Source organism: Tessaracoccus pujii (genome assembly GCF_055326215.1).
Genome location: NZ_JBUZNP010000003.1, coordinates 230651 through 256669 on the forward strand (window position 1 = coordinate 230651; position 26019 = coordinate 256669).

Here is a 26019-nt window from a genome sequence, read left to right on the forward strand (position 1 = left end):
TCGGTGGACCCGGTGCGTCGCCGTCGACGGACGCTGCCAGACTGGGGCCGTGCGCGTCTACAACTTCTCCGCCGGTCCTGCCATGCTCCCGCTCGCCGTCCTCGAGCGGGCCAAATCCGAGTTCACCGACTGGCTCGGCTCCGGCATGTCGGTGCTGGAGGTCAGCCACCGCGGCAAGGACTTCGTCGCCTGCGCGGCCGCCGCGGAAGCCCGTATGCGTGAGGTGATGGGCGTCCCGGACAACTATCGCGTCCTCTTCCTGCAGGGTGGGGCGATGGGGCAGTTCGCCGGCATCCCGATGAACCTGACCGCCCCCGGTGACCTGATCAACGTCCTCCACACTGGGCAGTGGACGAAGAAGGCCATCTCCGAGGCGAAGCGGCAGGGACTTGTCGTCGACGTCCTCGCCGACGAAGCCGCGTCGAACTACACCACCACGCCCGCCGCCGGTACCTACGACGTCAACCCTGACGCGGCGTACCTCTACTACACGCCCAACGAGACGATCGGGGGCGTCGAGTACTCCTATGTGCCGGATGCCGGAGCCGTCCCGCTCGTCGCGGATCTGAGCTCCACGATCCTCTCGCGTCCGATCGACGTCGAGAGGTTCGGCCTCATCTTCGCCGGCGCGCAGAAGAACATGGGCCCCGCCGGGCTGTGCGTCGTCATCGTCCGCGACGACCTCGTCGGCCATGCCCGCCCCGCCACCCCGTCCATCTTCGACTACGCGCAGATGGCTGCCAGCGACTCGATGCTCAACACCCCGCCCACCTTCAGCGTCTACCTGCTGGGCCTCATCCTCGAGTGGGTGCAGTCCCTCGGCGGACTGGAGGCCATGGCCGCGCGGAACTCGGCCAAGGCGGCGAAGCTGTACTCCTTCATCGACGCGTCTGAGTTCTACTCCAACCCCGTGGCCGTGGACTCCCGCTCCTGGATGAACGTCCCGTTCGTCACCTCGAAACCCGAGGGGGACAAGGCATTCGTGGCCGAGGCGGCCGAGATCGGGCTCACCAACCTTGCCGGTCACCGCAGTGTCGGCGGCATGCGGGCGTCCATCTACAACGCCATGCCGATGGAGGGCGTCGATGCTCTGATCAGCTTCATGGCGGACTACGAGCGCCGGAACGCCTGATCGTGGTCTACCGGGTCCAGACCCTCAACGCCATCAGCGCCCACGGGCTGGCGCAGCTTCCAACAGAGTCCTACGTCGTGGCGTCCGACCTGTCCGAGCCGGACGCGCTCCTCCTCCGTTCCGCCTCGCTGCACACCAGGGAGATCCCGGCATCCGTGCTCGCGGTCGCCCGGGCAGGCGCCGGGACCAACAATGTTCCCGTTGCGGCCCTGAGTGCCCGGGGCATCCCCGTCTTCAACACCCCGGGCGCGAACGCGAACGCGGTCAAGGAGCTCGTCCTGGCCGGCTTGTTGGTGGGTGCCCGAAACATCGTGCAGGCGGTGGAGTTCAGCCGCTCCCTCGAGGGCTCGGCCGAGGAGATCGAGGAGGCGGTCGAGAAGGGCAAGAAGGCCTTCGTCGGCTTCGAGCTCCCCGGACGGGTGCTCGGCGTGATCGGGCTGGGCGCCATCGGCGTCCAGGTGGCCAACGCGGCGGCGGCGCTGGGCATGCGCGTCATGGGCTACGACCCCCAGATCACCGTCGGCCACGCCTGGAAGCTCTCCGCCACCGTCGAGCAGGCCACCACGATCGAGGACGTGCTGAAACGCTCCGACGCCGTGTCGCTGCACATCCCGCTGGTGGCCGGGACTCGCGGTCTGCTCAACGCCGACCGCCTGGCCCTCATGAAGCCGAAGGCGCTGCTGCTCAACTTCTCCCGTGCCGCGATCGTCGACGAGGAGGCCGTCGTCGACGCCCTCGACCGGCACAAGCTGCGCGGCTACGTCTGCGACTTCCCCTCCCCGCTGCTCACCAGCCACCCCGCGGTCGTCGCCACACCCCACCTCGGGGCATCCACGGGCGAGGCCGAGGACAACTGCGCGGTGATGGCGGCCGCGCAGCTTCGCGCCTTCCTCGAGAACGGCGACATCACCAACTCGGTCAACTTCCCCGATGCCGTCCTCGCCAGCTCGCCGTCGACGCGGCGCGTGGTCATCGCGAACGCGAACGTACCCAACATGGTCGGACGCATCTCGACGGTGCTGGCCGACGCGGGGCTCAACATCGCCGACCTGTTGAACAAGTCACGTGGCGAGTTGGCCTACACGGTGATCGACGTCGAGGGCACGGTGCCAGACACGCTGGCGGACCAGATCGCGGAGATCGAGGGCGTCCTCTCCGTCCGCGTGATCTGAGCAGTCGCCCGTCACACGTCAGTTCCCCGGGTCACCGGGAGGCGTGGAACCGCTCCAGCTCGGCGCCGCTGATGCCGTAACAGTGTTCGGGACCCGGGTAGGTGCCATCGCGGACCTCCTCGGCGAAGCGACGCAGCCCATCGACCGTCTGCGTGCCGAGATCCGCGTAGCGCTTGACGAAACGTGCGGAACCGCCCGACGTGAGCCCGAGGAGGTCGTGAAACACCAGGACCTGTCCGTCGGTCGCGGGACCTGCCCCGATCCCGATGGTGACCACGTCCATCAGCGGCGTGATCGCCTCCGTCAGCGCCGCCGGGATGGCCTCGAAGACGATCGCGAAACACCCGGCCTCCTGCAACGCCACGGATTCACCGGCAATCCGCCGCGCCGATTCGGCGGTTCGGCCCTGGGCCTTGAACCCACCCAGGCCGGCGGCAGTCTGCGGCGTGAGCCCGACGTGCCCCATCACGGGGATTCCGGCCGCGACGATGGCCCGGACGCGCGCCACCGACTCCGGTCCCCCGCCCTCGAGCTTGACGGCGTCGCATCCTGCCTCATCGGCGAAGCGTCGCGCCGTCGCCACCGCCAGGGCGTCGCTGGCCTCATAGGAGCCGAAGGGCAGATCTCCCACGAGCAGGGGGGTGTGGAGCCCCCGCCGCACCGCCGACGCGAGCATCAGCATCTCGTCGACGCTGACCTCGTTGGTGTCCGGGTATCCCAGGACCGTCATCGCGCCGGAGTCACCCACCAGCACGACGTCGACGCCGGCGGCTTCCGCCGCCTGCCCACCGGGATAGTCGTAGGCCGTCACCATCACGATCCTCCGATGGGCGCGTTTCAACTCGGACAGACCTGCGGGCGTCACCCGGGCAGTCACCGTCGGGCCGGTCGAAGGGCCGGGGCGGGCCGACATCGCCAGCCTCAGCGGCCGTTGGTGAGCAGAGTCGCGACCTCTGCGTCGATGTCGATGATGGCGTTGCTGCCCTTCTGCACGTGGACCACGACCGGCTCGTAGGCGGCCATTTCGGCGCGATCGTACTGGGCGTAGGAAATGACGATGATCGTGTCTCCGCGGTGCACGAGCCGCGCGGCCGCCCCGTTGACCTTCATCTGCCCCGTGCCGCGCTCTCCGGCGATGGTGTAGGTCTCGAAACGGGCCCCGTTGTCGACGTTGACGACGCTGACCTGCTCGTGCTCGACGATGTCGGCAGCCTCGAGCAGGTCCGCATCGATGGTGATCGATCCGACGTAATGCAGATCGGCGTCTGTCACCGTGGCACGGTGAATCTTGGACTTCAGCATGGTGCGCAACATCAGTGGGCCTCCTGGGGGGCGGTCACGGGCTGGATGGGCAGGTTGTCGATCAGTCTTACCTCGCCCACATGCGCGGCGACGACGGCGAGGCTCGTGCGGGTGAGGTCGCTGGCGAGCGCGAAGGTGTCGGGGTCCACGAGGGCGAAATACTCGGGCTCGACGCCCAGGTCCAGCATCTCCGCGCGCCCCTGGTCCTCGGCGGCCCGGGCCCCCGCGCCCTCAGCCGCCGCCGCGGCCGCGGCCCGCAGCCCCGCCGACAGCGCCAGCGCACGCGAGCGATCCCCCGCGCTCAGCCTCGTGTTGCGGCTGGACATGGCCAGGCCGTCGGGCTCGCGCACGGTGGGGCACACCTCGATTCGAACCGGAAGTCCCAGGTCCGTGACGAGGCGCTTCACGACGGCGACCTGTTGCGCATCCTTCTGACCGAAGTAGGCCACGTCCGGGGCGACGGCGATGAGGAGCTTCGCGACGACGGTCGCCACACCCGCGAAGTGCGCCGGGCCGCGTCGCGCTCCCTCGAACGGCTCGCTGACGCCGCCGACGGTCACAGTCGTGGCGAAACCGGGTGGGTACATCTCGTCGACGTCGGGGAGAAAGAGGAGATCGACGCCCGCGCCGGACGCCAGCGCGGCGTCGCGGGCCTCGTCACGCGGGTAGGCGTCCAGGTCACGCACGTCATTGAACTGGGTGGGGTTGACGAAGGCCGATGCCACGACGACGTCGCACTGGGCTCGGGCTGCCCGCATCAGGGTCAGGTGTCCGTCGTGGAGGGCGCCCATCGTGGGGACGAACCCGACGCGCCCAGACTCCCCCGCCAGCGCCTCACGGAGCCCGCCCACAGTGCGCACCGTCCTCATGATGAGGTCCCCCTCTCGGAGAGTCGGTGTGTCGCGGCCACCAGTGCGTCGAACAGCCCCAGGTCTGTGCCGCACCTCTCGGCGATGGCAGCTCGTTGCCTGGCCACGGTCTCCCGATCACCGCGGGCGACCGGTCCTGTGAGTGCATCCGCGCCCATCTCCGCCCAGTTGTCCACGGCTGCACGGACCAGGGGCACCAGCCGTTCTCGGGACACTCCTGCCGAGGCGGCGACTCGTTCGGCAAGATCCTCCAGGACCACGAGGAAGTTGGAGGCCACCGATGCGGCCGCATGGTAGGCCGCGCGGTCGACGTCGCGGACCTCGACCGGGACCATGTCCAGGGATTCGGCCAGCAGGATCGCCGTGCCCAGAGCGCGTGGGGTGGTGCCCGCGACCGCGGCTGTGGCGCCGCCGAACCGCGGGGCCACACCGCGGGGCACGGTCATCAGCGGGTGCAGACCGAACGCCTCGTGGGGGACGAGCGCGTCCAGCGTGACGGCACCGGAACAGTGGCCCACCAGGAGACCGTCGCGACGGGTGAGGGCGGCAGCGGCCACCTCGATCTCGCGGTCAGGCACGCACAGCACCACGACGTCAGCATGGCGAGGGTCCGCACCACGGCCGTACGGCTCGTCAATCGGCCAGCCCACCGAAGCCAGCGCTCCGGCGAGTGCACTACCGAGGCGGCCGCGGCCGACGATCGCGACGGACGGACGCGTGACGACCTGCTCCATCAGGTGACTCCTCCGCGGTCAGGTTCGGCAGACAATGCCGGCAACTGTAACCCAGTCACGCGCCTACACCCAGTCGGCAGGAGCCCAGGGACGCCGGAAACGCCTGAGGAGTCGGCTCAGAACTCCCCGGGGCCCCACCAGCTTCAGGCCATCGAGGCGGTGTAGATCTCGTCGATGGACCGCTCCAGCGTCTCATTGAACTCGTCGTCGTTCTGGTCCACCCTCAGCCCTTCCATGAGCGCCCGTGCGAAACTCGCCACCACGCCCGGCTGCCGCGACAGCCTCTCGGTGGCCTCCGCGCGGGAATAACCGCCGGAGAGCGCGAACACCCGCAGCACCCGGGGATGGGCGACCAGGTCGGTGTAGAGACCGTCGTGCTCGGGCAGCGTCAGCTTCAACATCACCCGGTCCCCCTCCGGAAGGTCGTCCAGGCCGGCGCCGAGGAGATCGTGGACGTGCCGCTCCGCCTCCTCCTTGTGGGCCGACGTGATGTCCACCTCAGGCTCCAGGATCGGGACGAGCCCTGCCGCCAGGATTCGCCGCCCCAGATACAGCTGCTGCGCGACTGCCGCTTCGGCGCCCGCCCCGGGAGCCGTGATGACCGAACGCATCTTGGTCCCGAAGATTCCCTTGCCGGCTGCGTCCGCCAGGAGTTCGTCCAGTCCGTCGATCTCCTTCATCAACTGCGCCCCGTCGACCTCGGCTTCCAGCCCGCGGTCCACCTTCAGGATCGGGACGATGCCCTTGACCGCCCACAGGTAGTCCGGCGTGGGGCGGCCGTCGACGTCCCTGTCCATCGTCTTCTGGAACAGGATCGTGGCGAGGATCCGCTCCCCGTCGAAGCTCGGACTGGTCATGATGCGGGCCCTCATCTCGTGGACACGGTCGAACATCTCCGCATCGTCGGCCCACTGGTCGATGCCATAGCGCTGGAGCGTCCTGGGGGTGCTCCCACCGCTCTGATCCAGCGCAGCCACGAACCCCGGCGCGCCACCCATCTTCGAGTACTGCTGCTCGTTCATTCCATCCTCCTCATGACGAGAGCAGGAGCGGGCGCCGAGCCGTCGGGCGTCGTCGCCCTGTCCTTGACTCCAGTGTGACACTCCCCCCCCGGCCGGTGGGCGGAAACGTCCCCGCGCCGCAGACGTTGGGAGTAGCGTCGGCGACCAGGGAAGGAGTTGCGATGACGCACACCGAACGCGACGACGAGGTCTACGACCCGGAGGTGTACCCCAGCCAGGACATCCTCCACCCGGATCCCAGCCCGGGGCATACCGTCCTGGACCCCGACGTCGGCGCAGTGACCCACCACCCCACGGCCGCAGAGTTGACCGGGGACGCACTGGGGCAGGTCCCCAACGCGGAGAGCGAGACCCGCTTCGGCTGATCCGCTCAACCCCCACGTGGGCCGCGCGCTACCGTGGGGGGATCGACGACGAAAGGATGGTCATGATGGGCTTTCTCGACAAGCTGCTCCGACGAGACGCCGGCGACGACGACGGCCCCGTCATCCTGTCGCCGTTCAGCACCGAGACGGTGCAGGCCCCATTGAGTGAGCTCATCGAGGCGCTCGAGGCCCTGATCGACGCCATGGACACCGACGACGCGCCACTGTCCAATCCGGGGTGGCGCGGGCGGCTGCACGACCTGCGCGAGTCCCGCGGAGGCCTGCGCATGCTCGCGCGGCGCGCCACCTTCACCAAGGAGGACCTGTACGAGGAGCTGACCTGCGTGCGCCCCCTCTACCGGGGCGAGCCGCCGAAGGATTTCGCGCACCTGGCACCGCTCAACGACAGGGTGGTCGCGGCGGTCGACAACGTCCACCGGGCGGCCGCATCCTAAACGGCTGGAACGTTCCGCTAGGTGGCACCCCCGCTTTGCGCCGCGGAGGGCTGCGTCCATAGTGAATCATGGCCACTTTCGCGGACACAGCAGCTATCAACCTTCGCCTCGGTCTGCTCGGGCTGCCGCTGCCCTCCGAGGGCGCAGCGGGGCGCGCGGTGGATCTGGTGCGCCCCATCCTGGCCAGGCAGCGTGAGCTGAACCGACGCCTCGCGCACAGGCTGCCCGCCGTGGACACGCGCATCCAGAGTTTCCTCGACAGCTACCTCGAGGGCACCGGCGCCCGGCCGTGCCTGCCTCGCCAGACCCTGGTACTCGACCAGCCCGGGCTGGCGCGCGAGATGTCGCTTCCCGTCGACGGCGACACCTTCTCGTCCGAGCTCCTCACGAGCTTCCGCCTGGTCAACGGCGTGCTGCACAACCCGGCCAACGACCGGCGCACCACCCAGGGGGTGTTCCACATCGCGGAGGGTGGGCTGCCCATCCAGGACGACAAGGTCGCCGTCCCCCGTGCTGTGTTCGGTCGGCTGCTGGAGCAGGCGTTCCTGCCGCCGGAGGACGCCATGGTGCTGCCCTACACCTCCGGGCACGCCGAACGCCCGAAGTGCTGGGCCTCGCTGCTGCTCCGCCCCATCGTCGTACCGGCGGTCCCCGGCTACACGCGGGAGCGTCGCATGGAGACCCGGTTCATCGCCCCTGCCACCCTCATGGCGAACCTGGACTTCGTCGAGGGGATCTTCGGCAACGGCGGCGACCCGTACCTCCCCGAGAACGACGCCTCCCTGGACCCCGAGGGGTGGACCGGGCACACCGGGCTGGTGGTCCTCGCCCCCCACCTGACGCGGCTCACGAAGAAGGAGCTCGGTCTCCCCCACCACGATGACGCCTCGGAACGCCAGCGCCGCGACGGCATGTGTTGGCGCGACGAGAATGAGCGCTACAACAACGGATCGGCGTTCAAGGCGTGCGCGCGGGATGAGCGCGGCGTCATCGTGACCGTGATCGCCGACAACTACTTCGGGTACTGCAAGAAGGAGGTCAAGGCCCAGATCAGCTACTCGGCCAACCTTCTGGGGCTCGTGGAGGAGGAGCACTCCGGGGGCGCGATCACCTTCCCGCGCTACAACCTCGGTCAGACCTACACCCACACATACGGCGACCCGGCCTACCGCCTGGCAGACGTCATCGCCAGGGACCCCGGGCGCTTCGCACTGCAGCCGGAGGGGCACGCGCTGGACCTCGAGCAGCGCCACATCGTGCTCGTGCCGGAACTGTCCACGTTCTCCCTGCGTGACAGCACCATTTCCTGGGTGGTGGACGGCGACCCGCACACCATCGCGTTGCGCGCAGAGACCTACTACGTCAGCCCGGACGGCTACGTGGTGGAGCTGGCCCACATCGAAGCGGACGGGGATCAGTGGACCCTGCTGGGGACCTCCCCAGTCGCGACGTCGTGCCACAAGCCGGCCACCGTCTCGGGCGGCGGCAAGTCCGAGATCTCCAAGTCCATCACCGACGCCTTCGTGTTCGGCAACGCCTACATCTCCGACTTCGTCGACGACATGGCCCAGGTGGGCGCCATCGTGGACCATGACTTCTCGCGCCGCTTCCGCGACCCGTCGGTGGGAGACCTGCGCCCCCTCCTGTCCGACGCCCGGTCCGTGGGCAGCGTGATCAAGCTTCTCACCCCCAGCCCGGACTACACGGAGGAGTACAACGCCTGGGTCGATGCCATCCCCCACCACATCAAGGAACTGGTGTTCGTCGTCAAGCGCTTCTACCGGCCGGAATGGGGCAACGAGTGGGCGTCTCACTTCTCGGTGGGGCGGATCAACGGGCGCGCCGGCCACGCGCTCCGCCTCGACGGGGACAAGATCACCGTCAACATGCTGCGCGTCGGTTTCGCGCCCGACGGTTCGTGGCGGCTGTTCGGTCTCCGCCACGATTTCCATCCGGCGGCGAAGGTCCAGACGGAGGACGACATCACCGCCAGCATCGTGGTGCCCGGAGTCGTGGCCGGACGCGTCGACGGCCTGTCGCGCAAGTACGTCACCAACTGCGAGCAGTTGCTCTTCCAACGCCCGGACGACGCCATCCACCGCGGGTACGACAAGCAGGCGGAGCACGACATCGCCGGCGGCGCCTTCCTCAGCAACTTCGAGCCGATGACCACCGACGATGCTCGGGAACTGGTCGACGACGCCATCGCGTTCTCCAGCTTCTCGAAGCCCATCCAGAAGCTGATCCGGCGCGTGGCGAAGGGGGGCCGGGACATACCCGGCTACTTCGTCTCATCGGCCCACCCGCGCGTCATCAACGGTGCACGCTCGAAGAATCCCCGGTACCTCCAGGTCCGCACCGACGTCTCCCACCCCCGCCAGACGGCCATGGCGGAGATGGTGTCGCGGCTCAACCGCCGGCTTCCCATGCAGGCGCCGCTGAGGCTGCCGGTGGACGTCGTGGCCGCCGGGCGGCGGAACAACGCGGCCGAGGACGGGGTGCCACCGCTGTGCTCCTACGCCCCGCTGCACTACATGGAACTGCCCGAGTTGCTCATGGAGTTCATCTCCTCGATGACGGGCAAGTCGCCGTCGACCACCGGTGCCGGCTCCGAAGGGGCGATGACGAAGGGGCCGTTCAATGCGTTGCCCTCGGTGATCGATCTCAACGCAGCCTTCCTGTCCTTCGCGCTCACCGGGTACGACGGCTGGCTCTCGAGCGCCGGCGTGATCGGGCCCAACGTACGGGTGGACCACGACATCTCGCTGCTGGTCCCGGAAGTGTTCTCCCGCATGACGCCGAACGAGCGCGACGCGGCCTCGCTGATCGCGGAGGGCGCCCTCGAGCGGGTCCCGGATTTCGAGCACGACGGGGAGCTCATCGAGGCGAGCCGGCTCGGCTACCGCATGACGTCGAAGTTCCAGTCGAAGTACTTCGGCCGGATCTTCATGCATCCCCACGTGGTGTTCTCGGAGAACATGCTGCAGCCCGAACTGCAGGACGTGGAGGCCTACGTGGCGTCGGTGCGCACGATCGTGACCACACACAAGCGAGTGGCCCAGTCCTACCTCGACGACGGCACCATCGGACTGGCCGTGCCTCCCGTGAAGGCCCTCCTGGAGATCATGGCCACCGGCATGTCCGACGGCATGACCCTCCACGACGCGCACTTCCGTCGCCTGTTCGACCGGGACGAGGTGCTGGCGTCGGACTGGTACCGGGACCGCCTGGAGTCCCAGTGCGCAACCGATGCCGCCCACCACTCCGCGGCTGTGGCGGCCATGACGAAGTTCATCGACGAGCCCACCAATGCTCTGGCAGCACAGCGGCTCGGTATCCGGGACAGGATCTCCGCCATGCAGGCGCAGCTGACGGCCTCGAGCCGCCCCGGCGCCGCGGCAGGTCTCAGCGGCACCTTGGGCCGTCAGGTCACCTGGAGGCTGGGCTGAGGCGGCCGACGAGCTCGTGGGTAAGGTCGTCGAGGGTGTCGATGACGGTCGTCCGGGCGAGGAGTTCTGCCGACGGCGGGTGGAAGTGCGGGGGAACCGCCACCACCACCATCCCGGCGGCCAACGCCGAGAGCAGGCCGTTGGGCGCGTCCTCCACTGCGATGGTGTTGCGCGGATCGGCCCCCACCAACTCACAGGCGCGGAGGTATCCGTCTGGCGCGGGCTTACCGCGCTCAACCTCCTCGGTGGACACGGTGGCCGCCAGGACCTCCCGCAACCCCATGACCTCAACGGCCGTGTCGATGAGGAGCCTGGGCGAGGAACTGGCGATCGCCACCGGGTACCGCACCGCCATGCGCCGAACGGCGTCCACCGCCCCGGGCAGCAGGGTGATGCCGGAGCGGTAGTGGGCCGCCATGGCCTCCACCGTGCTCCGCGCAGCCTCCTCCGGCGTCATGGGCAGGCCGACCGTGTCAACGAGGAAGGCGCTCCATTCGCCCGTGCTCATACCCATCATCGCCTGAGTGGCACCGTCGGGCCACGGGAGCCCGGCTTCCGCGGCGAGCCCGCGTCGCACGACATCCCAGGTGGCCTCAGTGTCGGTCAGGGTCCCATCCATGTCGAAGACCACGGCGTCGGGCAGCATGCGTACTCCTTGAAGTAGGGGATTCGGCCAGCCTACCGGTGAGGTAGTGTGTCGCCGTTGGCAGTCGAATCCGGTGCGATCCCGGAACTGTCGCGCAACCGTGATCCCACTACCAGGGGAGTCGGACCGCTGACCAACGCAGAAGGATAGAACTTCCGTCGCGACCAGCGGAGAACCTTTGGCCGACGGACCAATGGATAGAGGTCCACATGCCCCCCATCACCGTGCGCCGCGTGGCGCTCCCCGTCGCCGCCCTTGTCGCACTCGGGCTAGCCGCCATCGCGCAGCCTGCAGCCGCCGACCCGGCCGCCATCGAATGCGTGGAGGCCGGAAACGTGTGGGTCCACGTCGAGCACGACGACGTCGTCACCGGAGCCTGCGCCACGGAGTTCGCCACCGGCACCGAGGCCATGGTCACCACCGGCCTCGCCGCGGATCAGGGGTCCTACGTGACCACCATCGACGGCGTCACCAGCAAGGATCCCCAGTGGTGGAGCCTGTGGACCGCCACCCCCGCCGACGGTGACCTCGGCGAGTGGGAATTCTCGCAGGTGGGAATCGCGGAGATGGCGCCTGAGGCGGGCCAGGTCATCGGCTGGCGACTGCTCGAGGACTACAACGAGCCGCAGGAGGCCCCGCTGGTCGACCCGTTGGAGGAGTCGGCCGACGCCGGGGCATCCGGGTCCGCCGAGCCCACCGCCTCCGAGGCCGTGGCCTCCGATGCCACGGCCACACCCGAGGCGGCTGAGGACGTCTCGGATGAGGATCAGCCCGGCTCCGGCGTGCCGACCGGCACGCTCCTGGGCGCCGGCGCCGTGGTGGCGCTCGCCGTCATCGGCGGCGTGGTGTGGTGGCGTCGCCGCGGACAGTGATGCAACTTCGCGCGCTTCCGCGTCAGCTCCACCCGTTCGCCTGGTGGGGCTACGCGCTGGCGCTTGCGGCGGCCGCGTCGATGACGACCAACCCCCTCCTCCTGGCGGGCATCATCGCCGCGGTGTGCCTCGTGACGCTGTCGACCAGGGGGTCCAGCCCGTGGGCGGCGTCCTTCTCGCTGTACCTGTGGCTGGCTGCGTTCATCGTCGCGCTCCGGGTTGTCTTCCGGATCTTCTTCGGCGGCGGCGACGGCCCCACCGTCCTGTTCACCCTGCCCGTGGTGCCACTGCCGTCCTGGGTGCAGGGGATCCGGTTGTTGGGCCCGGTGTCCTTGGAGTCGCTGCTCGCGGGGCTCTACGACGGCTTGAGGCTGGCCGCCATCATCGTGTGCATCGGGGCGGCCCACGCTCTGGCCAATCCGAAGAAACTGCTCGCCAGCCTGCCCGGCGCGTTCTACGAACTGGGCACGGTGATGGTCGTCGCGGTGAGCGCCCTCCCACAGCTGGGCGAGTCCCTGCAGCGCGTCCTCCGGGCCCGCAAGCTCCGCCGCGGCCCAAGGTCCCGGTCACGGCGGGGGAAACTCCGAGCCGTCGAGACCATCATCGTGCCGGTGCTCTCCGATGCCCTTGAGCGATCCCTCTCCCTCGCCGCGTCGATGGACGTGCGCGGCTTCGGGCGCACCGGGGTCGCGTCACGGCAGGATCGGCGGCTCTCCTTCGGCCTCGGGTCGCTGGCCATGGTGCTGCTGGCCCTCTGGTCATTCCGCTTCCTGGCCCGCTCCCCTGACCACACTGTGCTCGGGCTGCCGCTGGTGTCGACGGCGCTGCTGGGGGCGGGCCTCGCATCCGCCGTGGCAGCCATGCGCATCTCGGGAGCCCTCGTGCACCGGACCCAGTACCGGCCCATCCGGTGGACGCGCCAGGAGAGCCTCGTCGCGGCCTGCGGGGTCGGGGCGGCCGGTGCGCTCTGGTGGGTCGGCGGCACTGGCGGCGAGTCGGTGCTCTACCCCACCATCGCCCCGCTGTCATGGCCCACACTGACCCCCCTTCTGGCCGCGGCCCTAGCGCTGGCCGCGCTGCCCGCGGTCGCGGCGCCCCGGCCCGTCGCCCTGAGGACCCCGGCATGATCCGATTCGACAACGTCTCCTTCCGCTACGCCGCCAGCGACGCCCTGCGGCTCCGCGACGCCTCCTTCCGCATCGACGAGGGCGAGTTGTGCCTCGTGGTCGGCCCAACCGGCAGCGGCAAGTCCACGCTGCTGGGCTGCATCAACAACCTGGTCCCCCGCTTCACCGGAGGAGTCCGCACCGGCGTCGTCAGGATCGACGGCCGTGACACCAGCCTCCTCCAGCCCAGGGAACTCGCCACGACGGTGGGCTACGTGGGGCAGGATCCCCTGGCCGGCTTCGTCACCGACACCGTCGAGGACGAGGTCGCCTATTCCATGGAACAGCTCGGCTTCGCACCAGCCGACATGCGACGGCGTGTCGAGGAGACGCTGGACCTGCTGGGCATCGCCGACCTGCGCGACCGCGCGCTGCGCACCCTCTCCGGCGGTCAGCAGCAGCGCGTCGCGATCGGCAGCGTCCTGGCCAGCTCCCCCAAGGTCCTCGTGCTGGACGAACCCACCTCCGCGCTCGATCCCATCGCGGCCGAGGAGGTGCTCGCGATCATCAGCAGACTCGTGCGGGACCTCGGCACCACCGTGGTCATGGCAGAGCATCGCATGGAGCGGGTCATCGAGTTCTCGGACAGCGTCCTCCTCGTCGGCGACGTCATCAGGCACGGATCCACCCGCGAGGTGCTCGCCACCGCCCCCATCCGGCCGCCGCTGGTCCAGCTGGGTGTCCGGGTGGGGTGGACTCCCCTGCCGCTGACCATCCGGGAGGCCAGGAGGGCCGGCGCCGAACAGCGGCGGGCGTGGATCGAACGTCCCCCGGAGCTTCCCGCCCCGCCGGACCCGGGGCGCCCGGTGCTCGCCGGTCGCGGAATCGTGGTGCGCTACGCCGACCTCGTGGCTGTGGCGGGAGTGGATCTGACTCTGCACTCCGGCGAGGTCACCGCGCTCATGGGGCGCAACGGCTGCGGCAAATCGAGCCTGCTGTGGGCCCTGCACGGCGCTGGGCGCCGCGACGCAGGTCGCGTGACGGGGTCCGAGGGTGTCACCGTTGCACTGGTTCCTCAGACGCCGACCGACCTGCTCTACCTCACCACAGTCCGGGAGGAGTGCTCCGCCGGCGACGCCGCCGCGGATCTCGCCCAGGGCACCACTCTCGGCCTCCTGAACCGGCTTGTGCCCGGGATCGACGCTGCGTCCCACCCACGCGACCTGTCGGAAGGGCAGAAGCTCGCCGTCGTCCTGGCCGTGGAGCTCGCCGGCAATCCGCACGTGGTCCTGCTCGACGAGCCGACCAGGGGCCTGGATTACGCTGCCAAGGAGGTTCTGAGCGGCATCGTCGGAGCGATGGCGGAGGAGGGGCGCGCAGTGCTCATCGCCACCCACGACGTGGAGATGGTGGCCCAGACGTGCACGCGTGTGGTGGTGATGGCGGAGGGCGAGGTGGTCTCCGACGGGTCCACCCGTGACGTGCTGGCAGGCTCGGCCCTCCTGGCCACCCAGGTGGCCAAGGTGGCCAACCCCACACCCGTCCTGACTGTTCAGGAGTACCTCGATGCGAGGTGACGATTCCACCCTGCGAATCCCCGCGCCCGTCATCGGAGTGCTCCTGGGATGGCGGACATGGGCCCTGATCCTGACCTCGTCGCTTCTCGGGCTCTTCGCCCTGTTCTGGCCGTTGTTGATCCCTGCGATCGGCGTCGCCCCACAGCACTCTGGCGACGCACCGTTCGTGTTCGCCGCGATCCTCCCCGTGGTGCTGCTCCTGGTCATCGCGCAGATGAGCGAGGGGGGCCTCGACGCGAAGTCGTTGGCGATCCTGGGGGTCCTCTCGGCGATGAACGCGGCGATCAGGCCGGCGCTCGGGGTGGGTACCGCCGGGGTGGAGTCGGTGTTCTTCCTGCTGCTGCTGGCGGGGAGGGCCTTCGGACCCGGATTCGGATACCTTCTGGGCTTCACCTCGATGTTCGCCTCCGCGCTCCTCACAGCTGGGGTGGGCCCGTGGCTGCCGTTCCAGATGTTGTGTGCTGCCTGGGTGGGGCTGGCTGCGGGTCTCCTGCCGAAGCGCGTCCACGGCAGAACTGAAATCCTGATGTTGACCGTGGTGGGCGTGATCTCCGCCTACGCCTACGGGGCGCTCATGAACATGTGGTTCTGGCCGTTCATCACCGGCATCGACGGCGGCACCGCCGGCAGCCTGGACTACCTTCCCGGCGCACCGGTCGGTGACAACCTTGCGAGATTCGGGTGGTTCACCCTCCTCACCTCCACGGGCGGCTGGGACACAGGGCGTGCCGTCTCCACTGCACTGGCCCTGATCATCCTCGGGCGTCCGGTGCTGATCGTCCTGCGGCGGGCCTCCGGCATGGCACGCGTGGTCCCCGGAGCGACCCGCCCGGATGCCGAGGACGCCGTCCCACGGCAGACCGACGCCTCCCTGCCCCTGACTGCACCGGTGGGACGCTAGGCGGCGCGCCCAGGGAGCCGGAAGGTGCCGCCATCCCCCTCGGCCAGCCACCCCGACTCCACCAACTCCGCCGCGTTCGCCAGGGCGTCCACCATGGTCTGACCGGTGCGCGCCGCCAACTCGGCCGCCGTCACCTCCTCCCTCGAGCGGACGGCCTCGCGCAGCTCCCGCAGAGCCGGCGCCAGATGGTCGATCGGCCGCGCCGAGCCCCTGCCTGACGGCTCCGGAACCGTGCCGACGGGGGCGAGCAGCGCCTCCACCTCCTGGGCCGAGCTCACCAGCACAGCTTCCCCATCCCGGATGAGCCGATTCGGTGTGGCCGACAGGGACGACGTGATGGGCCCTGGAACAGCCATCACGTGGCGCCCCAGCGCCATGGCCCAGGACGCTGTGTTCTTGGCCCCGGACCGGTTCGAGGCCTCGACCACCACGACACCCTCCGCCAATGCCGCGATCAAACGGTTGCGCGCCAGGAAGGCGTACCGGGTGGGCCGGTACGCGGGGGGCAGTTCTGAGACCACCGCGCCGCTCGCCGAGGCCGCCTCCGCGAGCCGCGCATTGGCAGTGGGGTATGGATCATCCAGCCCGCTGGCCACCACCGCGATCGTGCGCCCACGCACGCCGAGGGTCCCCCGGTGGGCCGCGGCGTCGATCCCGAACGCCAGCCCCGAGATGACGATCCGCCCACCCACTGCGAGGTCCGCCGCCAGCGTGACAGCCGCCTGTTCACCGTAGGAGGTGCACGCCCTGGCCCCCACTACCGCGACGCCACCCGGCATGGATGTCAGGGCGTCTCCACGCACCCACAACCCCAGTGGCGGCCCCGTCTGACCGCCGACCGCCACGCCCTCGAGATCCTGCAGTGATCCCGGCCACTCATCGTCCGACGGCGTGATGAACCGGGCCCCGCAAGCCTCGGTTGCCCGTGCCACTTCCCCCAGGTCCACCACGGCGGCCCGTCGGGACAACGGTCCTGCATCCGGCTGCGCCACGAGTCCGCGCCACACCTCCACGGCGCCGAACTCTCCCACCGCCTGGACGAGCGGCGGCGAGCCCATGGCAGCCAAGGCGCAGAGGCCCATGCGGGCCTGCCGCTCTGTCGTCGTCACGCCGCCCCCTTCCGTTCGTCGCCCTGGCGCAGGTGCAGGGCCGCTCTCAGCTCCCTGCCACTGACCGTGTCCCTCCCCGCGAGATCCGCCAGCGTCCAGGCCAGCCGGATCACCTTGTCCACGCCGCGGGCGCTGATCGCACCCCGCTGAAGAGCGGTGTTGAGGACCCCGAGGTCTGCCGGGAGGCTCAACTGCTGGCGCAGGTAGGAGCCGGGCACCTCACCGTTGGTAACCCACGGCGTGCCGCGGAGGCGACGCCGCTGGCGTTCTCGGGCCTCCACCACGCGCTCGAGCACTGTGGCGCTGGACTCCCCCACGCCGCCGTCCACCTCCAACAGCACCCGGTTGATCGCTGCCATCTGGTGCTTGATATCGATCCTGTCCAGGATGGGACCGCTCATCCGCTCCTGGTACTTGCGCACCCGCAGCGCATCACATCTGCACTCCATTCCCGCCACGCCGTGCATGCCGCACGGACATGGATTGGCCGCCATCACCAACTGGAACCGGGCGGGGAACGTGGTGGTATGACGCGCCCTACTCACAGTGATGGCACCGCTCTCGAGCGGGGTGCGAAGCGCATCCAGCTTTACTCCGAAATCCGGCGACTCGTCGAGGAACAGCACACCGCGGTGCGCCAGCGAGATGGCTCCGGGCCTGACCTCGGACGTGCCCCCGCCGACCAGCGCGACCGGGGTGACCGAGTGGTGGGGATCCGCGTAGGGGGGCCGGACAATCAGCCCGGTCAGCTCCCTGCCCGCCAGCGAGTGGATGGCAGACACCTCCACCGCCTCACCCTCATCCAGGTCCGGGAGGATGGAGGGCAGCCGCGAGGCCAGCATGGTTTTCCCCACCCCTGGTGAGCCGTGGAGAAACAGGTGGTGCCGCCCAGCGGCCGCCACCTCCAAGGCGAACTTGCCGTCCTCATGACCGACCACATCCGCGAGATCCGGAGTGAAGCCGGCCGGACCGTCGAACGGCTCGGAGGATGCGGGGGCTGCCTCAGTGGGGTTGGTGACGGGCTTGCCCTCCAGCAGGTCTACCACCTCAGCGAGACGTCCAGCCCCCCACACCGTCAGACCTGACACGAGCGAGGCCTCGGTCTGCTGGCCCGCGGGGACGATGGCACGCTCGAACCCCGCCTTCGAGGCGGCCAGCATGGCAGGGAGCACCCCGCGCACCTTCCGGATGCGGCCGTCCAGGCTCAGCTCGCCCACCAGCACGGTGCGGGTGTCCGAGACCAGCTCCATCTGGCCCTCGGCGATCAACGCAGCCACCGCGATGGCCACGTCGTAGTGCGTGCCGGCCTTGGGCAGACCGGCCGGCGACAGGTTGATGGTGACGAGGCCGGGTGGCCAGGACAGACCTGTGGCAAGCACCGCAGCCCTGACGCGGGCCTTGGCCTCACTGAGCGCGGCGTCAGGCAGACCCACGAGCTGAACCCGCGGCAGCCCCCCGCCCTTGGCCGCCTCCACCTCGACGGGGAACCCGTTGATCCCGGAGAGCGCCACCGACCAGACGTGCCGGCCTACCATTCGTCGATCCCGCGCGCATAGGTGTACTCGCACTGGCCGCCGCGGGGCCACAGCACCCCGACCGCGTCCACCCGGATCACGCTCGGGTGAAGACCGGACTCCCTGACGTACAGGGCGGCCAGGCGACGCAGCCTGCACGCCTTCCGGTAGGTGATGGTCTCCAGAGGGGCGCCGAACCCGGTTCCCGAGCGGGACTTGACCTCCACCACCACCAGAGTGCGTCCGTCCGGTTCGGCCGCCACGATATCGATCTCGCCCTCGCGACACCGCCAGTTGCGCGCCAGGACCCGCCAACCGCGGGCCACCAGATACTCGACGGCCTTGTCCTCGCCTCGCCTACCGAGAGCCTGTGTAGGGCTTTCCATCGCCACCACCTCCGATCCCATGATCGGACGGCGCGGCTCCTACTTACCGTTGTCCACAGGCAGCGGGATCACTGGTTCTCAGGCACCTGAAGATCCGAGTGGGCTATCTCCTCGATGGACACATCGCGGAAGGTCAGCACCTTGGCCGACTTCACGAACCGTGCCGGACGGTACATGTCCCACACCCACGCGTCGCCCATGGACACCTCGTAGTAGACGTCTCCGCCCTCGGTACGCACCTTCAGGTCCACGACGTTGCAGAGGTAGAAGCGCCGCTCGGTCTCCACCGCATAGGTGAAGATGCCCACCACGTCCTTGTACTCGCGGTACAGGTCGAGCTCAAGCTTGCTCTCGTATTGTTCAAGGTCCTCGGCGCTCATCGTCCCCCAACTCTAGCCGTTCGCGCCACGTTGTCGAAGCACCACCGGTGGATGGCGGACGGCCCGTGCTCGTCCAGCGCAGATTGATGGAGCGAGGTGCAATAACCCTTGTGGATCGCGAAGTGGTAAGCCGGAAAGGCTGAGTCGTGGGCCACCATGATGCGGTCCCGGGTGACCTTCGCGACGATGGAGGCGGCACTGACGCACGCAGCCACCTTGTCGCCCTTCCACACCGCCAGGCCGGGGACCCCGAGCCCGTCGACAGCGAATCCGTCCGTGATGACGAAATTGGGTGCGACGTCGAGCCGGCCGACTGCCCGGCGCAGCCCGTGCAGATCTGCCTGATGCATCCCCAGGCGGTCACACTCGTCGGCCTCCACGATGGCGACGGCCACCGCGGTGGCGCGACGCATGATCTCGTCGTGGAGCCGATCCCTCGCCGCTTCCGTCAACGCTTTCGAATCATCGAGCCCGGCAATGGGGCGATCCGGGTCCAGGATGACGGCAGCGGCCACCAGCGGACCCGCGCACGCGCCCCGACCTGCCTCGTCGGCCCCCGCCACCGGTCCGAGCCCAGCCCGGACCAGCGCCCGCTCGTAGCTGTACGTCCCTCGACCGAGCCGGATCATCAGCAGCCGGGCTCCACGTGAATCAGTTCCGCCTGGGCAGGGGCCGGGTCAACGGCCGCCGGGACCTTCGCGAAGGTCACCGGAAGGGTGAAGGTGGCCAGCCGGTCCAGGGGCGCGACGATCGCCACTGCAGCACCGACCACGTTCTCGGTGGGGACGAAGGCGCTCTCACCCGGGTTCTGCGACACCTCGGCGAGCCGGCACCGTGAGTCGGCCGACGCGTTGCGGTGGTCTCCCATGACGAAGAGGCTCTCCGCCGGTACGACGATGTCGAAGGGCACCGTCACCGGGGCGACCTGAATCCCGTTCTCGCTGTACAGGTAGGAGCTCTCCTCCAGGACCGATCCGTTGACCTCGATCTTGCCGTCGTCCGTGCTCCGGACGTGATCCCCGGGCATCCCGATCACGCGCTTGATGAGGTGCTCAGTGCCCGAGTTGGGAAGCACTCCCACGAACTCCAGGGCGATCTTCGCCGGGTTGGTCGACGGCGCGCTGGCCGCCAGCCAGCTGCCGGGATCCTCGAACACCACCACGTCGCCGCGCTCGAACCCGCCGAACTTCGCCACCAGGACCCGGTCGTTGACCTGCAGGGTGTTCTCCATGGAACCCGACGGGATGACGAACATCTGGCCCACGAACGTGCGCAGGAGCGTGGCGATGACGACGGCCCCCACCAGGATGAGCACGCCCTCCGTGAGCCATCCCAGCACTTTCGAGCCCAGGCTGGGCGACGCCGGCCGAGCTTCATCGAGCGGGTCGGCAGTGGATTCCACAGGATCAGTCCTTCGGGGCGGGTTGGCGGCGCTCCCCAGAGCATACCGCGCGCGCCTCGGGCCCCTGCATGCACGAACCGCCGGTGGCCACGGCCACCGGCGGTTCGACGTCATCGAGCCTGCGCTCAGAAACGCTTCTCCTTGATCTTGGCTGCCTTGCCGCGAAGACCGCGCAGGTAGTACAGCTTGGCGCGGCGCACGTCTCCGCGACGCTCCACCTCGATCTTCTCGATGATCGGGCTGTGCAGGGGGAAGGTGCGCTCGACGCCGACGCCGAAGCTCACCTTGCGAACGGTGAATGCGGCCTGCACATCGCCCGCGTTACGCGCGATGACGACGCCGGCGAACACCTGGACGCGGGAGCGGGTGCCCTCGACGACCTTCACGTGCACCTTGACGGAGTCACCGGCGCGGAAGTCCGGGATGTCGTCGCGCAGGGACGCCTTGTTGAATTCCTGGATCAGCAGGTTGGTCATGGTCAAACCCTTCCGTCAGTGCCACAGGTCACCGCGGGTTGTTCTGGCCGGACAGCCACAGACAGTCCCCCAGTGGCAGGAGCTGCGGCGAATCCGGGTTGCCCAGGTGTGGGCAACGACTAGTCATTATGGCAGAGGGACACACCGCCGCGAAATGCGGGAGGCCCCGGGGGTCAACTCCCCGGGGCCTCCCGTTGGTTTCGATGCGGACTCGCCTCCCGGCGCGTCCCCACTCACCCTGGCTTGCCTTGCCCGACGGGCACCTACAAGCTCACTTCCCGTCCTTCTTGAACATCGCGGCGATGAGGTCGCGGTTCAACTGCGAGATCGACTCCAGCGGGATCCCCTTCGGGCACACCGCGGCGCACTCGCCGATGTTGGTGCAGTTACCGAATCCCTCTTCGTCGTGCTGCGCCACCATGGACTTGACGCGACGGTACCGCTCTGGCTGCCCCTGCGGGAGCATGGCCAGGTGGGTGATCTTCGCGGCCGTGAAGAGCATGGCGGAGCTGTTGGGGCACGCCGCGACACACGCGCCGCACCCGATACAGGTGGCGTTGTCGAACGCGACGTCCGACTCCCGCTTGGGGGCCGGCATGGCGTGTGCGTCAGGAGCGGAGCCGGTGTTCGACGAGATGAAGCCGCCGGCCTGGATGATCCGGTCGAACGCCGTGCGATCGACGGCCAGGTCCTTGAGCACCGGGAACGAACCAGCCCGCCAGGGCTCGATGTCGATCGTGGCGCCGTCTGCGAACGAACGCATGTGCAGCTGGCAGGTGGTGGTCCGGATACCCTCGGGCGCGCCGTGGGCGACGCCGTTGATGACCACGCCACACATGCCGCAGATACCTTCGCGGCAGTCGTGGTCAAACGCCACCGGCTCCTCGTTGCGTTGCGTGAGGTTCTCGTTGAGCAGGTCAAGCATCTCCAGGAAGGACATGTCGTCCGACACGCCGTCCAGATCGTACTCGACCATCCGACCGGCTGCATCGGGGCCGGCCTGACGCCAGATACGTAGCTTGAGTTTCACTTGTAACTCCGTTGCTTCAGTTCGATTGCCTTGTAGATCAGCGGCTCGCGGTGCAGTACGGGCTTGCCGCTCTCGCCACCCCACTCCCACGCGCCGACGTAGAGGTACTCGTCGTCGTTTCGCAGCGCCTCGCCCTCTTCGGTCTGGGATTCGGCGCGGAAGTGACCGCCACACGACTCTCGTCGGTGGAGTGCGTCGATGCACATGAGTTCACCGAGTTCGAAGAAGTCCGCCACGCGGCCTGCGCGTTCGAGAGCCTGGTTGAAGTCCTCGTTCACGCCGGTCACCCGGACGTTCTTCCAGTAGTCGGCCTTGAGCTCACGGATGAGCCCGATGGCCTTGGTGAGCCCCTCCTCCGTGCGGTACATGCCGCAGTACTCCCACATGATGTTGCCGAGTTCCTTGTGATAGGAGTCGACCGACCTCGTGCCCTGGATGGAGAGCAGCGTCGTGATGCGGGCGGTCGCGGCATCGCGTGCCTCGACGACGGCGGGGTGATCCTCGGAGATCTTCTCGAACGGAGCGTCGGCGAGGTAGTCGTTGATCGTGTTCGGCAGAACGAAATAGCCGTCTGCCAGACCCTGCATGAGCGCCGATGCGCCGAGGCGGTTCGCTCCGTGATCGGAGAAGTTCGCCTCACCCGTGACGTAGAGCCCGGTGATCGACGACTGCAGGTCATAGTCCACCCAGAGGCCGCCCATCGTGTAGTGGACCGCCGGGTAGATGCGCATGGGCACCTCGTAGGGGTTCTCGCCCGTGATCTGCGCGTACATGTCGAACAGGTTGCCGTACTTGTTCTCCACGGTCTTCTGACCCATGCGGTTGATGGCATCCGAGAAGTCCAGGTAGACGCCGCGACGCACCTGACGCTCGACTCCGGAGGAGTCACGCTCGGTGACCGCCGGGCCGACGCCGCGGCCCTCGTCGCACATGTTCTTCGCCTGACGCGACGCGATGTCGCGCGGCACCAGGTTGCCGAACGAGGGGTAGATGCGCTCCAGGTAGTAGTCGCGATCCTCCTCGGCGATCTGGCGCGGATCCTTGGCGCAGTCCTCGGCCCGCTTGGGCACCCAGATGCGGCCGTCGTTGCGCAGCGACTCGGACATGAGCGTCAGCTTCGACTGGGTATCCCCGTGCACCGGGATGCAGGTGGGGTGGATCTGCGTGTAGCAGGGGTTGGCGAAGTGTGCGCCCTTGCGGTGCGCGCGCCAGGTGGCCGTGACGTTGCAGCCCATGGCATTGGTCGACAGGAAGAAGACGTTGCCGTAACCGCCCGTGGCGAGCACCACCGCATCAGCGGTCCAGGTCTCGACCTTGCCGTTGATCATGTTGCGGGTCACGATGCCGCGGGCGCGGCCGTCGACGACGATGATCTCGACCATTTCGTGGCGCGCGTACATCTTCACGGTGCCCGCGGCGATCTGACGCTCCAGTTGCTGGTAGACCCCGATCAGCAACTGCTGGCCGGTCTGACCTCTGGCGTAGAAGGTGCGCTGGACCTGGACGCCGCCGAAGGAGCGGGTGTCCAGCAGACCGCCGTACTCGCGGGCGAACGGGACGCCCTGGGCAACGCACTGGTCGATGATGTTGGCCGACACTTCCGCAAGGCGGTAGACGTTCGTCTCGCGGGCGCGGTAATCGCCACCCTTGACCGTGTCGTAGAACAGCCGGTGCGTGGAGTCGTTGTCATTGCGGTAGTTCTTGGCGGCGTTGATGCCACCCTGGGCCGCGATGGAGTGGGCGCGACGGGGGCTGTCCTGGTAGCAGAAGTTCAGGACGTTGTAGCCTGCCTCGCCGAGCGTCGCCGCCGCGGCACCACCGGCGAGCCCGGTGCCCACGATGATGACGCTGAGCTTGCGACGGTTGGCCGGGTTGACCAGGCGGGCCTGGAACTGACGCGACTTCCAGACCTTGTCGATCTCGACTCCGCGGGGAGCCTTGGTGTCGGCGATATCGGCGCCTTCAGCCCAGTACTCACTGGCGAGGCCGGGGGTCGTGCTGGTTGCAGTCATCAGATACCAACTCCAAAGAGGACGGCCAGGGGCATGATCATGAAGCCGACGAACAGGGCGACGGACACGACGATGGCCAGCACATTGAGCACCGTGCGCGACTGGGCGCTGGTGTTGCTGCCGAGGGTTGTGAACGCGCTCCAGAAGCCGTGCCGGACGTGCATCGTGATGAGCACCATGCAGACGGCGTACAGCGCGACCATCCACCACTGGCTGAAGCTGGCCAGGACCATCGAGTGCGGCTCGTCGGCGTTGCCGCCGAAGGATCCGGGGATGATGGTGAACTGGATCAGGTGGAAGATGATGAAGGCCGCGACAATGATGCCGCCCCAGCGCATGGTGCGCGACGAGTAGGTCTGCACCTTCTTCTGGGACTTGACGTACTTGCTACCGCGGTTCTTGAGCGTCTCCGCCGAGAGAGTCACTGCAGACCAGATGTGCAGGATCACGGAGGCGACGAGGGCGAACCTGAAGATCCAGATGAACCAACCGGCCGGAAGGAGGGGGTAGAGGATGCCACCGTCATCGGTGTTCCCCTTCAGCCAGTCGGCGTAATGGTCGAAGGCCTCGGGACCGAGGAACATCTTCAAGTTGCCGTACATGTGCACGAGCAGGAACGCGATCATGATCAGGCCTGTCACTGCCATGACGACCTTCTTGATGACCGTGCTACGCATCGCCCGTTGATGGATGGTGAGAGTTGTTGCCACGCCGTCACTCTAGCCAACGCAGCACCCCTACGGGCGCCGGGGTGATGTTATCCGAGACGCGTTTCGCTAGGCCATTTACGGGCCTGTTCCGTTACGAAAACTCGTCTGGGATCAGGTCCGGCCGACGCTCGAGCGTGCGCGCCAGCGCCTGCTCGTGCCGCCACCGATCGATCAGCGCGTGGTTGCCGCTCAGCAGCACCTCCGGCACCGCCCTACCGCGCCAGACCGGGGGCTTGGTGTAGCTCGGATACTCCAGCAGGTTGCCGTGCCCGGCCGAGTGGGATTCCTCGACGAGTGAGGCCGGATTGCCCAGCACGCCGGGAAGGAGCCGCACAACGGCCTCGATGATCGCCAGCGTGGCCACCTCCCCCCCGTTGAGCACGTAATCACCGAGGGAGACCTCCACGAGCTCATAGCGTTGCGAGCAGTGATCGATCACTCGTTGATCGATGCCCTCGTAGCGCCCACACGCGAAGACGAGCCGCTCCCGCTCCGCGAGTTCGTAGGCCAGGGCCTGGGTGAACGGCACGCCCGCGGGAGTCGGGACGACCACCGTCATCGGACTTGATGACGCCTCCTCGAGCGCGTCCAGCGCCTCCCCCCACGGCTCGGGCTTCATCACCATTCCCGCGCCACCTCCGTAGGGCGTGTCGTCCGTGGTGCGGTGACGGTCGTGCGTCCAGTCCCTCAGGTCGTGCACCGCGAGGGCCACGGTGCCGGTGGACACGGCCTTGCCCACCAGGCTGAGCGCCAGCGGCGCGAAGTAGTCCGGGAAGATCGTCACGATGTCGATCCTCATTCGAGGTCCTCCAGCAGACCCTCGACATCAGCCAGTTGCACGTGCCCCACCTGGAGATCCACCACGGGCACCAGCGCGGTTACGAACGGCACCAGACGTTCCTCCTCGTCGGCGAGGGTGATGCGCAGGACGTCCTGGGCCGGCAGGTGCAGCACCTCCTCGACGCTGCCCACCCGGACGCCCGCGTGATCGAGGACGCTCAGCCCCACCAGCTGCCGATCGAAGTACTCCTCGGTCTCACTGGGACGCTCCTCGGCGGGAACGCGAGCCCCCAACCACTGGCCGATGAGGGGCTCGACGGCAGTGCGGTCCGGGTACCCCACGAACGACAGGATCAACCGCCCCCTGTTCCAGGTCACCGTCGCGATCTCGATGCTCTGGCCCTTCTCCCCCAGCTGCAGCCTCGTGCCCACCGTGAACCGGCGCGCCGGCTCGTCCGTGCGCAGGTCGATGAACACGTCGCCCCTCAAGCCGTGCGGACGGCCGATCCTGCCGACAGTCACGTCCACCAGGTCACTCACCGGTACTCCTTCGCTGTTGTCCCGCCACGCGGGGACGGCGATGCCCCGGACCCGTTGGGGTTACCGGGGCATCGTTTG

At 68.5% G+C, this 26019-nt stretch carries 27 protein-coding genes; 9 read left to right on the forward strand and 18 right to left on the reverse strand.

Annotated elements, in window-relative coordinates:
- The first annotated feature begins 49 nt into the window (after positions 1–49).
- Complete coding sequence (serC, locus tag ACZK5N_RS05350; RefSeq protein ID WP_459019356.1) at positions 50–1132, forward strand: 3-phosphoserine/phosphohydroxythreonine transaminase; 1083 nt, start codon at positions 50–52, stop codon at positions 1130–1132.
- A 2-nt stretch (positions 1133–1134) separates the two neighbouring features.
- Positions 1135–2304, forward strand: coding sequence for a phosphoglycerate dehydrogenase (locus tag ACZK5N_RS05355; RefSeq protein ID WP_459019355.1), 1170 nt, complete (start codon positions 1135–1137; stop codon positions 2302–2304).
- 31 nt (positions 2305–2335) lie between these two features.
- Here ACZK5N_RS05355 and panB read toward each other — a convergent pair whose 3' ends face one another.
- The 5 genes from panB to ACZK5N_RS05380 form a co-directional block, all read right to left on the reverse strand.
- Positions 2336–3217 carry a 3-methyl-2-oxobutanoate hydroxymethyltransferase gene (gene panB, locus ACZK5N_RS05360; protein WP_459019354.1) on the reverse strand — a complete coding sequence of 294 codons (882 nt, stop codon included), beginning with the start codon at positions 3215–3217 and terminating at the stop codon, positions 2336–2338.
- Between the two features lie 8 nt (positions 3218–3225).
- Entirely contained in the window at positions 3226–3618 is a 393-nt protein-coding gene (gene panD / locus ACZK5N_RS05365; protein WP_459019353.1) for an aspartate 1-decarboxylase, read from the reverse strand.
- The gene (gene panC / locus ACZK5N_RS05370; protein WP_459019352.1) at positions 3618–4475 is read right to left on the reverse strand and encodes a pantoate--beta-alanine ligase; all 858 of its coding nucleotides are present in this window, start codon (positions 4473–4475) and stop codon (positions 3618–3620) included. Before panC ends, panD begins: the two co-directional genes overlap by 1 nt.
- On the reverse strand, positions 4472–5209 hold the full coding sequence (locus tag ACZK5N_RS05375; protein WP_459019351.1) for a DUF2520 domain-containing protein: 738 nt from the start codon (positions 5207–5209) through the stop codon (positions 4472–4474). The genes panC and ACZK5N_RS05375 overlap by 4 nt, the downstream gene beginning before the upstream one ends.
- Before the next feature lie 143 nt (positions 5210–5352).
- Complete coding sequence (locus ACZK5N_RS05380) at positions 5353–6231, reverse strand: fructose bisphosphate aldolase (RefSeq protein ID WP_459019350.1); 879 nt, start codon at positions 6229–6231, stop codon at positions 5353–5355.
- A gap of 161 nt (positions 6232–6392) precedes the next feature.
- Between ACZK5N_RS05380 and ACZK5N_RS05385 the strand changes: the two genes are divergently transcribed.
- From ACZK5N_RS05385 to ACZK5N_RS05395, 3 genes are all read left to right on the forward strand, one after another.
- Positions 6393–6596: a hypothetical protein gene (locus ACZK5N_RS05385; protein WP_459019349.1), complete on the forward strand. Its 204-nt coding sequence runs from the start codon at positions 6393–6395 to the stop codon at positions 6594–6596.
- 62 nt (positions 6597–6658) lie between these two features.
- Positions 6659–7051: a hypothetical protein gene (locus tag ACZK5N_RS05390; protein WP_459019348.1), complete on the forward strand. Its 393-nt coding sequence runs from the start codon at positions 6659–6661 to the stop codon at positions 7049–7051.
- 68 nt (positions 7052–7119) lie between these two features.
- A complete protein-coding gene (locus ACZK5N_RS05395; protein WP_459019347.1) occupies positions 7120–10500 on the forward strand; it encodes a PPi-type phosphoenolpyruvate carboxykinase family protein in 3381 nt (1126 codons plus the stop codon).
- Here ACZK5N_RS05395 and ACZK5N_RS05400 read toward each other — a convergent pair.
- On the reverse strand, positions 10481–11146 hold the full coding sequence (locus tag ACZK5N_RS05400) for an HAD family hydrolase (protein WP_459019346.1): 666 nt from the start codon (positions 11144–11146) through the stop codon (positions 10481–10483). The two genes, ACZK5N_RS05395 and ACZK5N_RS05400, sit on opposite strands and share 20 nt — an antisense overlap.
- A 209-nt stretch (positions 11147–11355) precedes the next feature.
- Between ACZK5N_RS05400 and ACZK5N_RS05405 the strand changes: the two genes are divergently transcribed.
- From ACZK5N_RS05405 to ACZK5N_RS05420, 4 genes are read left to right on the forward strand one after another with little or no spacing between them, the layout of a single operon-like run.
- Positions 11356–12018 (forward strand): hypothetical protein, encoded by a 663-nt coding sequence (locus ACZK5N_RS05405; RefSeq protein ID WP_459019345.1) that lies wholly within the window; start codon positions 11356–11358, stop codon positions 12016–12018.
- The gene (locus ACZK5N_RS05410) at positions 12018–13145 is read left to right on the forward strand and encodes an energy-coupling factor transporter transmembrane component T (RefSeq protein WP_459020367.1); all 1128 of its coding nucleotides are present in this window, start codon (positions 12018–12020) and stop codon (positions 13143–13145) included. The genes ACZK5N_RS05405 and ACZK5N_RS05410 overlap by 1 nt, the downstream gene beginning before the upstream one ends.
- Positions 13142–14701: an ABC transporter ATP-binding protein gene (locus tag ACZK5N_RS05415; protein WP_459019344.1), complete on the forward strand. Its 1560-nt coding sequence runs from the start codon at positions 13142–13144 to the stop codon at positions 14699–14701. The genes ACZK5N_RS05410 and ACZK5N_RS05415 overlap by 4 nt, the downstream gene beginning before the upstream one ends.
- Positions 14691–15602, forward strand: a complete 912-nt coding sequence (locus ACZK5N_RS05420; RefSeq protein WP_459019343.1) for an ECF transporter S component — start codon at positions 14691–14693, stop codon at positions 15600–15602. Before ACZK5N_RS05415 ends, ACZK5N_RS05420 begins: the two co-directional genes overlap by 11 nt.
- On the opposite strand, the gene dprA is transcribed toward ACZK5N_RS05420, so the two are convergent.
- From dprA to rimM, 12 genes are all read right to left on the reverse strand, one after another.
- The gene (gene dprA / locus ACZK5N_RS05425) at positions 15599–16711 is read right to left on the reverse strand and encodes a DNA-processing protein DprA (protein ID WP_459019342.1); all 1113 of its coding nucleotides are present in this window, start codon (positions 16709–16711) and stop codon (positions 15599–15601) included. The genes ACZK5N_RS05420 and dprA overlap by 4 nt on opposite strands.
- A complete protein-coding gene (locus tag ACZK5N_RS05430) occupies positions 16708–18246 on the reverse strand; it encodes a YifB family Mg chelatase-like AAA ATPase (RefSeq protein WP_463624695.1) in 1539 nt (512 codons plus the stop codon). The genes dprA and ACZK5N_RS05430 overlap by 4 nt, the downstream gene beginning before the upstream one ends.
- Positions 18240–18611 (reverse strand): YraN family protein, encoded by a 372-nt coding sequence (locus ACZK5N_RS05435; protein ID WP_459019323.1) that lies wholly within the window; start codon positions 18609–18611, stop codon positions 18240–18242. The genes ACZK5N_RS05430 and ACZK5N_RS05435 overlap by 7 nt, the downstream gene beginning before the upstream one ends.
- 68 nt (positions 18612–18679) lie before the next feature.
- The gene (locus ACZK5N_RS05440) at positions 18680–18991 is read right to left on the reverse strand and encodes a DUF2469 domain-containing protein (protein WP_458993560.1); all 312 of its coding nucleotides are present in this window, start codon (positions 18989–18991) and stop codon (positions 18680–18682) included.
- Positions 18988–19620 (reverse strand): ribonuclease HII, encoded by a 633-nt coding sequence (locus tag ACZK5N_RS05445; protein WP_459019322.1) that lies wholly within the window; start codon positions 19618–19620, stop codon positions 18988–18990. Before ACZK5N_RS05445 ends, ACZK5N_RS05440 begins: the two co-directional genes overlap by 4 nt.
- Complete coding sequence (lepB, locus tag ACZK5N_RS05450; RefSeq protein ID WP_459019321.1) at positions 19620–20393, reverse strand: signal peptidase I; 774 nt, start codon at positions 20391–20393, stop codon at positions 19620–19622. The genes ACZK5N_RS05445 and lepB overlap by 1 nt, the downstream gene beginning before the upstream one ends.
- 125 nt (positions 20394–20518) lie before the next feature.
- Complete coding sequence (gene rplS / locus ACZK5N_RS05455) at positions 20519–20869, reverse strand: 50S ribosomal protein L19 (protein WP_459019320.1); 351 nt, start codon at positions 20867–20869, stop codon at positions 20519–20521.
- 271 nt (positions 20870–21140) lie between these two features.
- Positions 21141–21899 (reverse strand): succinate dehydrogenase/fumarate reductase iron-sulfur subunit, encoded by a 759-nt coding sequence (locus ACZK5N_RS05460; protein WP_459019319.1) that lies wholly within the window; start codon positions 21897–21899, stop codon positions 21141–21143.
- Positions 21896–23911 carry a fumarate reductase/succinate dehydrogenase flavoprotein subunit gene (locus tag ACZK5N_RS05465; RefSeq protein ID WP_459019318.1) on the reverse strand — a complete coding sequence of 672 codons (2016 nt, stop codon included), beginning with the start codon at positions 23909–23911 and terminating at the stop codon, positions 21896–21898. The genes ACZK5N_RS05460 and ACZK5N_RS05465 overlap by 4 nt, the downstream gene beginning before the upstream one ends.
- Positions 23911–24621 carry a succinate dehydrogenase cytochrome b subunit gene (locus ACZK5N_RS05470; protein ID WP_459019317.1) on the reverse strand — a complete coding sequence of 237 codons (711 nt, stop codon included), beginning with the start codon at positions 24619–24621 and terminating at the stop codon, positions 23911–23913. Before ACZK5N_RS05470 ends, ACZK5N_RS05465 begins: the two co-directional genes overlap by 1 nt.
- A 91-nt stretch (positions 24622–24712) precedes the next feature.
- On the reverse strand, positions 24713–25420 hold the full coding sequence (gene trmD, locus ACZK5N_RS05475; RefSeq protein ID WP_459019316.1) for a tRNA (guanosine(37)-N1)-methyltransferase TrmD: 708 nt from the start codon (positions 25418–25420) through the stop codon (positions 24713–24715).
- The gene (rimM, locus tag ACZK5N_RS05480; RefSeq protein WP_459019315.1) at positions 25417–25941 is read right to left on the reverse strand and encodes a ribosome maturation factor RimM; all 525 of its coding nucleotides are present in this window, start codon (positions 25939–25941) and stop codon (positions 25417–25419) included. Before rimM ends, trmD begins: the two co-directional genes overlap by 4 nt.
- Between the last annotated feature and the right edge of the window lie 78 nt (positions 25942–26019).

What these genes read in the sequence shown, in the direction of transcription:
- panC (WP_459019352.1), bottom strand. Translation starts at nt 4,475, where the DNA reads ATGAGGACGGTGCGCACTGTGGGCGGGCTCCGTGAGGCGCTGGCGGGG.
- ACZK5N_RS05405 (WP_459019345.1), top strand. Translation starts at nt 11,356, where the DNA reads ATGCCCCCCATCACCGTGCGCCGCGTGGCGCTCCCCGTCGCCGCCCTT.
- rplS (WP_459019320.1), bottom strand. Translation starts at nt 20,869, where the DNA reads ATGACCAACCTGCTGATCCAGGAATTCAACAAGGCGTCCCTGCGCGAC.
- trmD (WP_459019316.1), bottom strand. Translation starts at nt 25,420, where the DNA reads ATGAGGATCGACATCGTGACGATCTTCCCGGACTACTTCGCGCCGCTG.
- ACZK5N_RS05465 (WP_459019318.1), bottom strand. Translation starts at nt 23,911, where the DNA reads ATGACTGCAACCAGCACGACCCCCGGCCTCGCCAGTGAGTACTGGGCT.
- ACZK5N_RS05410 (WP_459020367.1), top strand. Translation starts at nt 12,018, where the DNA reads ATGCAACTTCGCGCGCTTCCGCGTCAGCTCCACCCGTTCGCCTGGTGG.
- ACZK5N_RS05415 (WP_459019344.1), top strand. Translation starts at nt 13,142, where the DNA reads ATGATCCGATTCGACAACGTCTCCTTCCGCTACGCCGCCAGCGACGCC.
- ACZK5N_RS05400 (WP_459019346.1), bottom strand. Translation starts at nt 11,146, where the DNA reads ATGCTGCCCGACGCCGTGGTCTTCGACATGGATGGGACCCTGACCGAC.
- ACZK5N_RS05440 (WP_458993560.1), bottom strand. Translation starts at nt 18,991, where the DNA reads ATGAGCGCCGAGGACCTTGAACAATACGAGAGCAAGCTTGAGCTCGAC.
- ACZK5N_RS05380 (WP_459019350.1), bottom strand. Translation starts at nt 6,231, where the DNA reads ATGAACGAGCAGCAGTACTCGAAGATGGGTGGCGCGCCGGGGTTCGTG.
- ACZK5N_RS05385 (WP_459019349.1), top strand. Translation starts at nt 6,393, where the DNA reads ATGACGCACACCGAACGCGACGACGAGGTCTACGACCCGGAGGTGTAC.
- ACZK5N_RS05375 (WP_459019351.1), bottom strand. Translation starts at nt 5,209, where the DNA reads ATGGAGCAGGTCGTCACGCGTCCGTCCGTCGCGATCGTCGGCCGCGGC.
- ACZK5N_RS05435 (WP_459019323.1), bottom strand. Translation starts at nt 18,611, where the DNA reads ATGGAAAGCCCTACACAGGCTCTCGGTAGGCGAGGCGAGGACAAGGCC.
- ACZK5N_RS05390 (WP_459019348.1), top strand. Translation starts at nt 6,659, where the DNA reads ATGATGGGCTTTCTCGACAAGCTGCTCCGACGAGACGCCGGCGACGAC.
- ACZK5N_RS05445 (WP_459019322.1), bottom strand. Translation starts at nt 19,620, where the DNA reads ATGATCCGGCTCGGTCGAGGGACGTACAGCTACGAGCGGGCGCTGGTC.
- ACZK5N_RS05420 (WP_459019343.1), top strand. Translation starts at nt 14,691, where the DNA reads ATGCGAGGTGACGATTCCACCCTGCGAATCCCCGCGCCCGTCATCGGA.
- panD (WP_459019353.1), bottom strand. Translation starts at nt 3,618, where the DNA reads ATGTTGCGCACCATGCTGAAGTCCAAGATTCACCGTGCCACGGTGACA.
- ACZK5N_RS05430 (WP_463624695.1), bottom strand. Translation starts at nt 18,246, where the DNA reads ATGGTAGGCCGGCACGTCTGGTCGGTGGCGCTCTCCGGGATCAACGGG.
- panB (WP_459019354.1), bottom strand. Translation starts at nt 3,217, where the DNA reads ATGTCGGCCCGCCCCGGCCCTTCGACCGGCCCGACGGTGACTGCCCGG.
- ACZK5N_RS05395 (WP_459019347.1), top strand. Translation starts at nt 7,120, where the DNA reads ATGGCCACTTTCGCGGACACAGCAGCTATCAACCTTCGCCTCGGTCTG.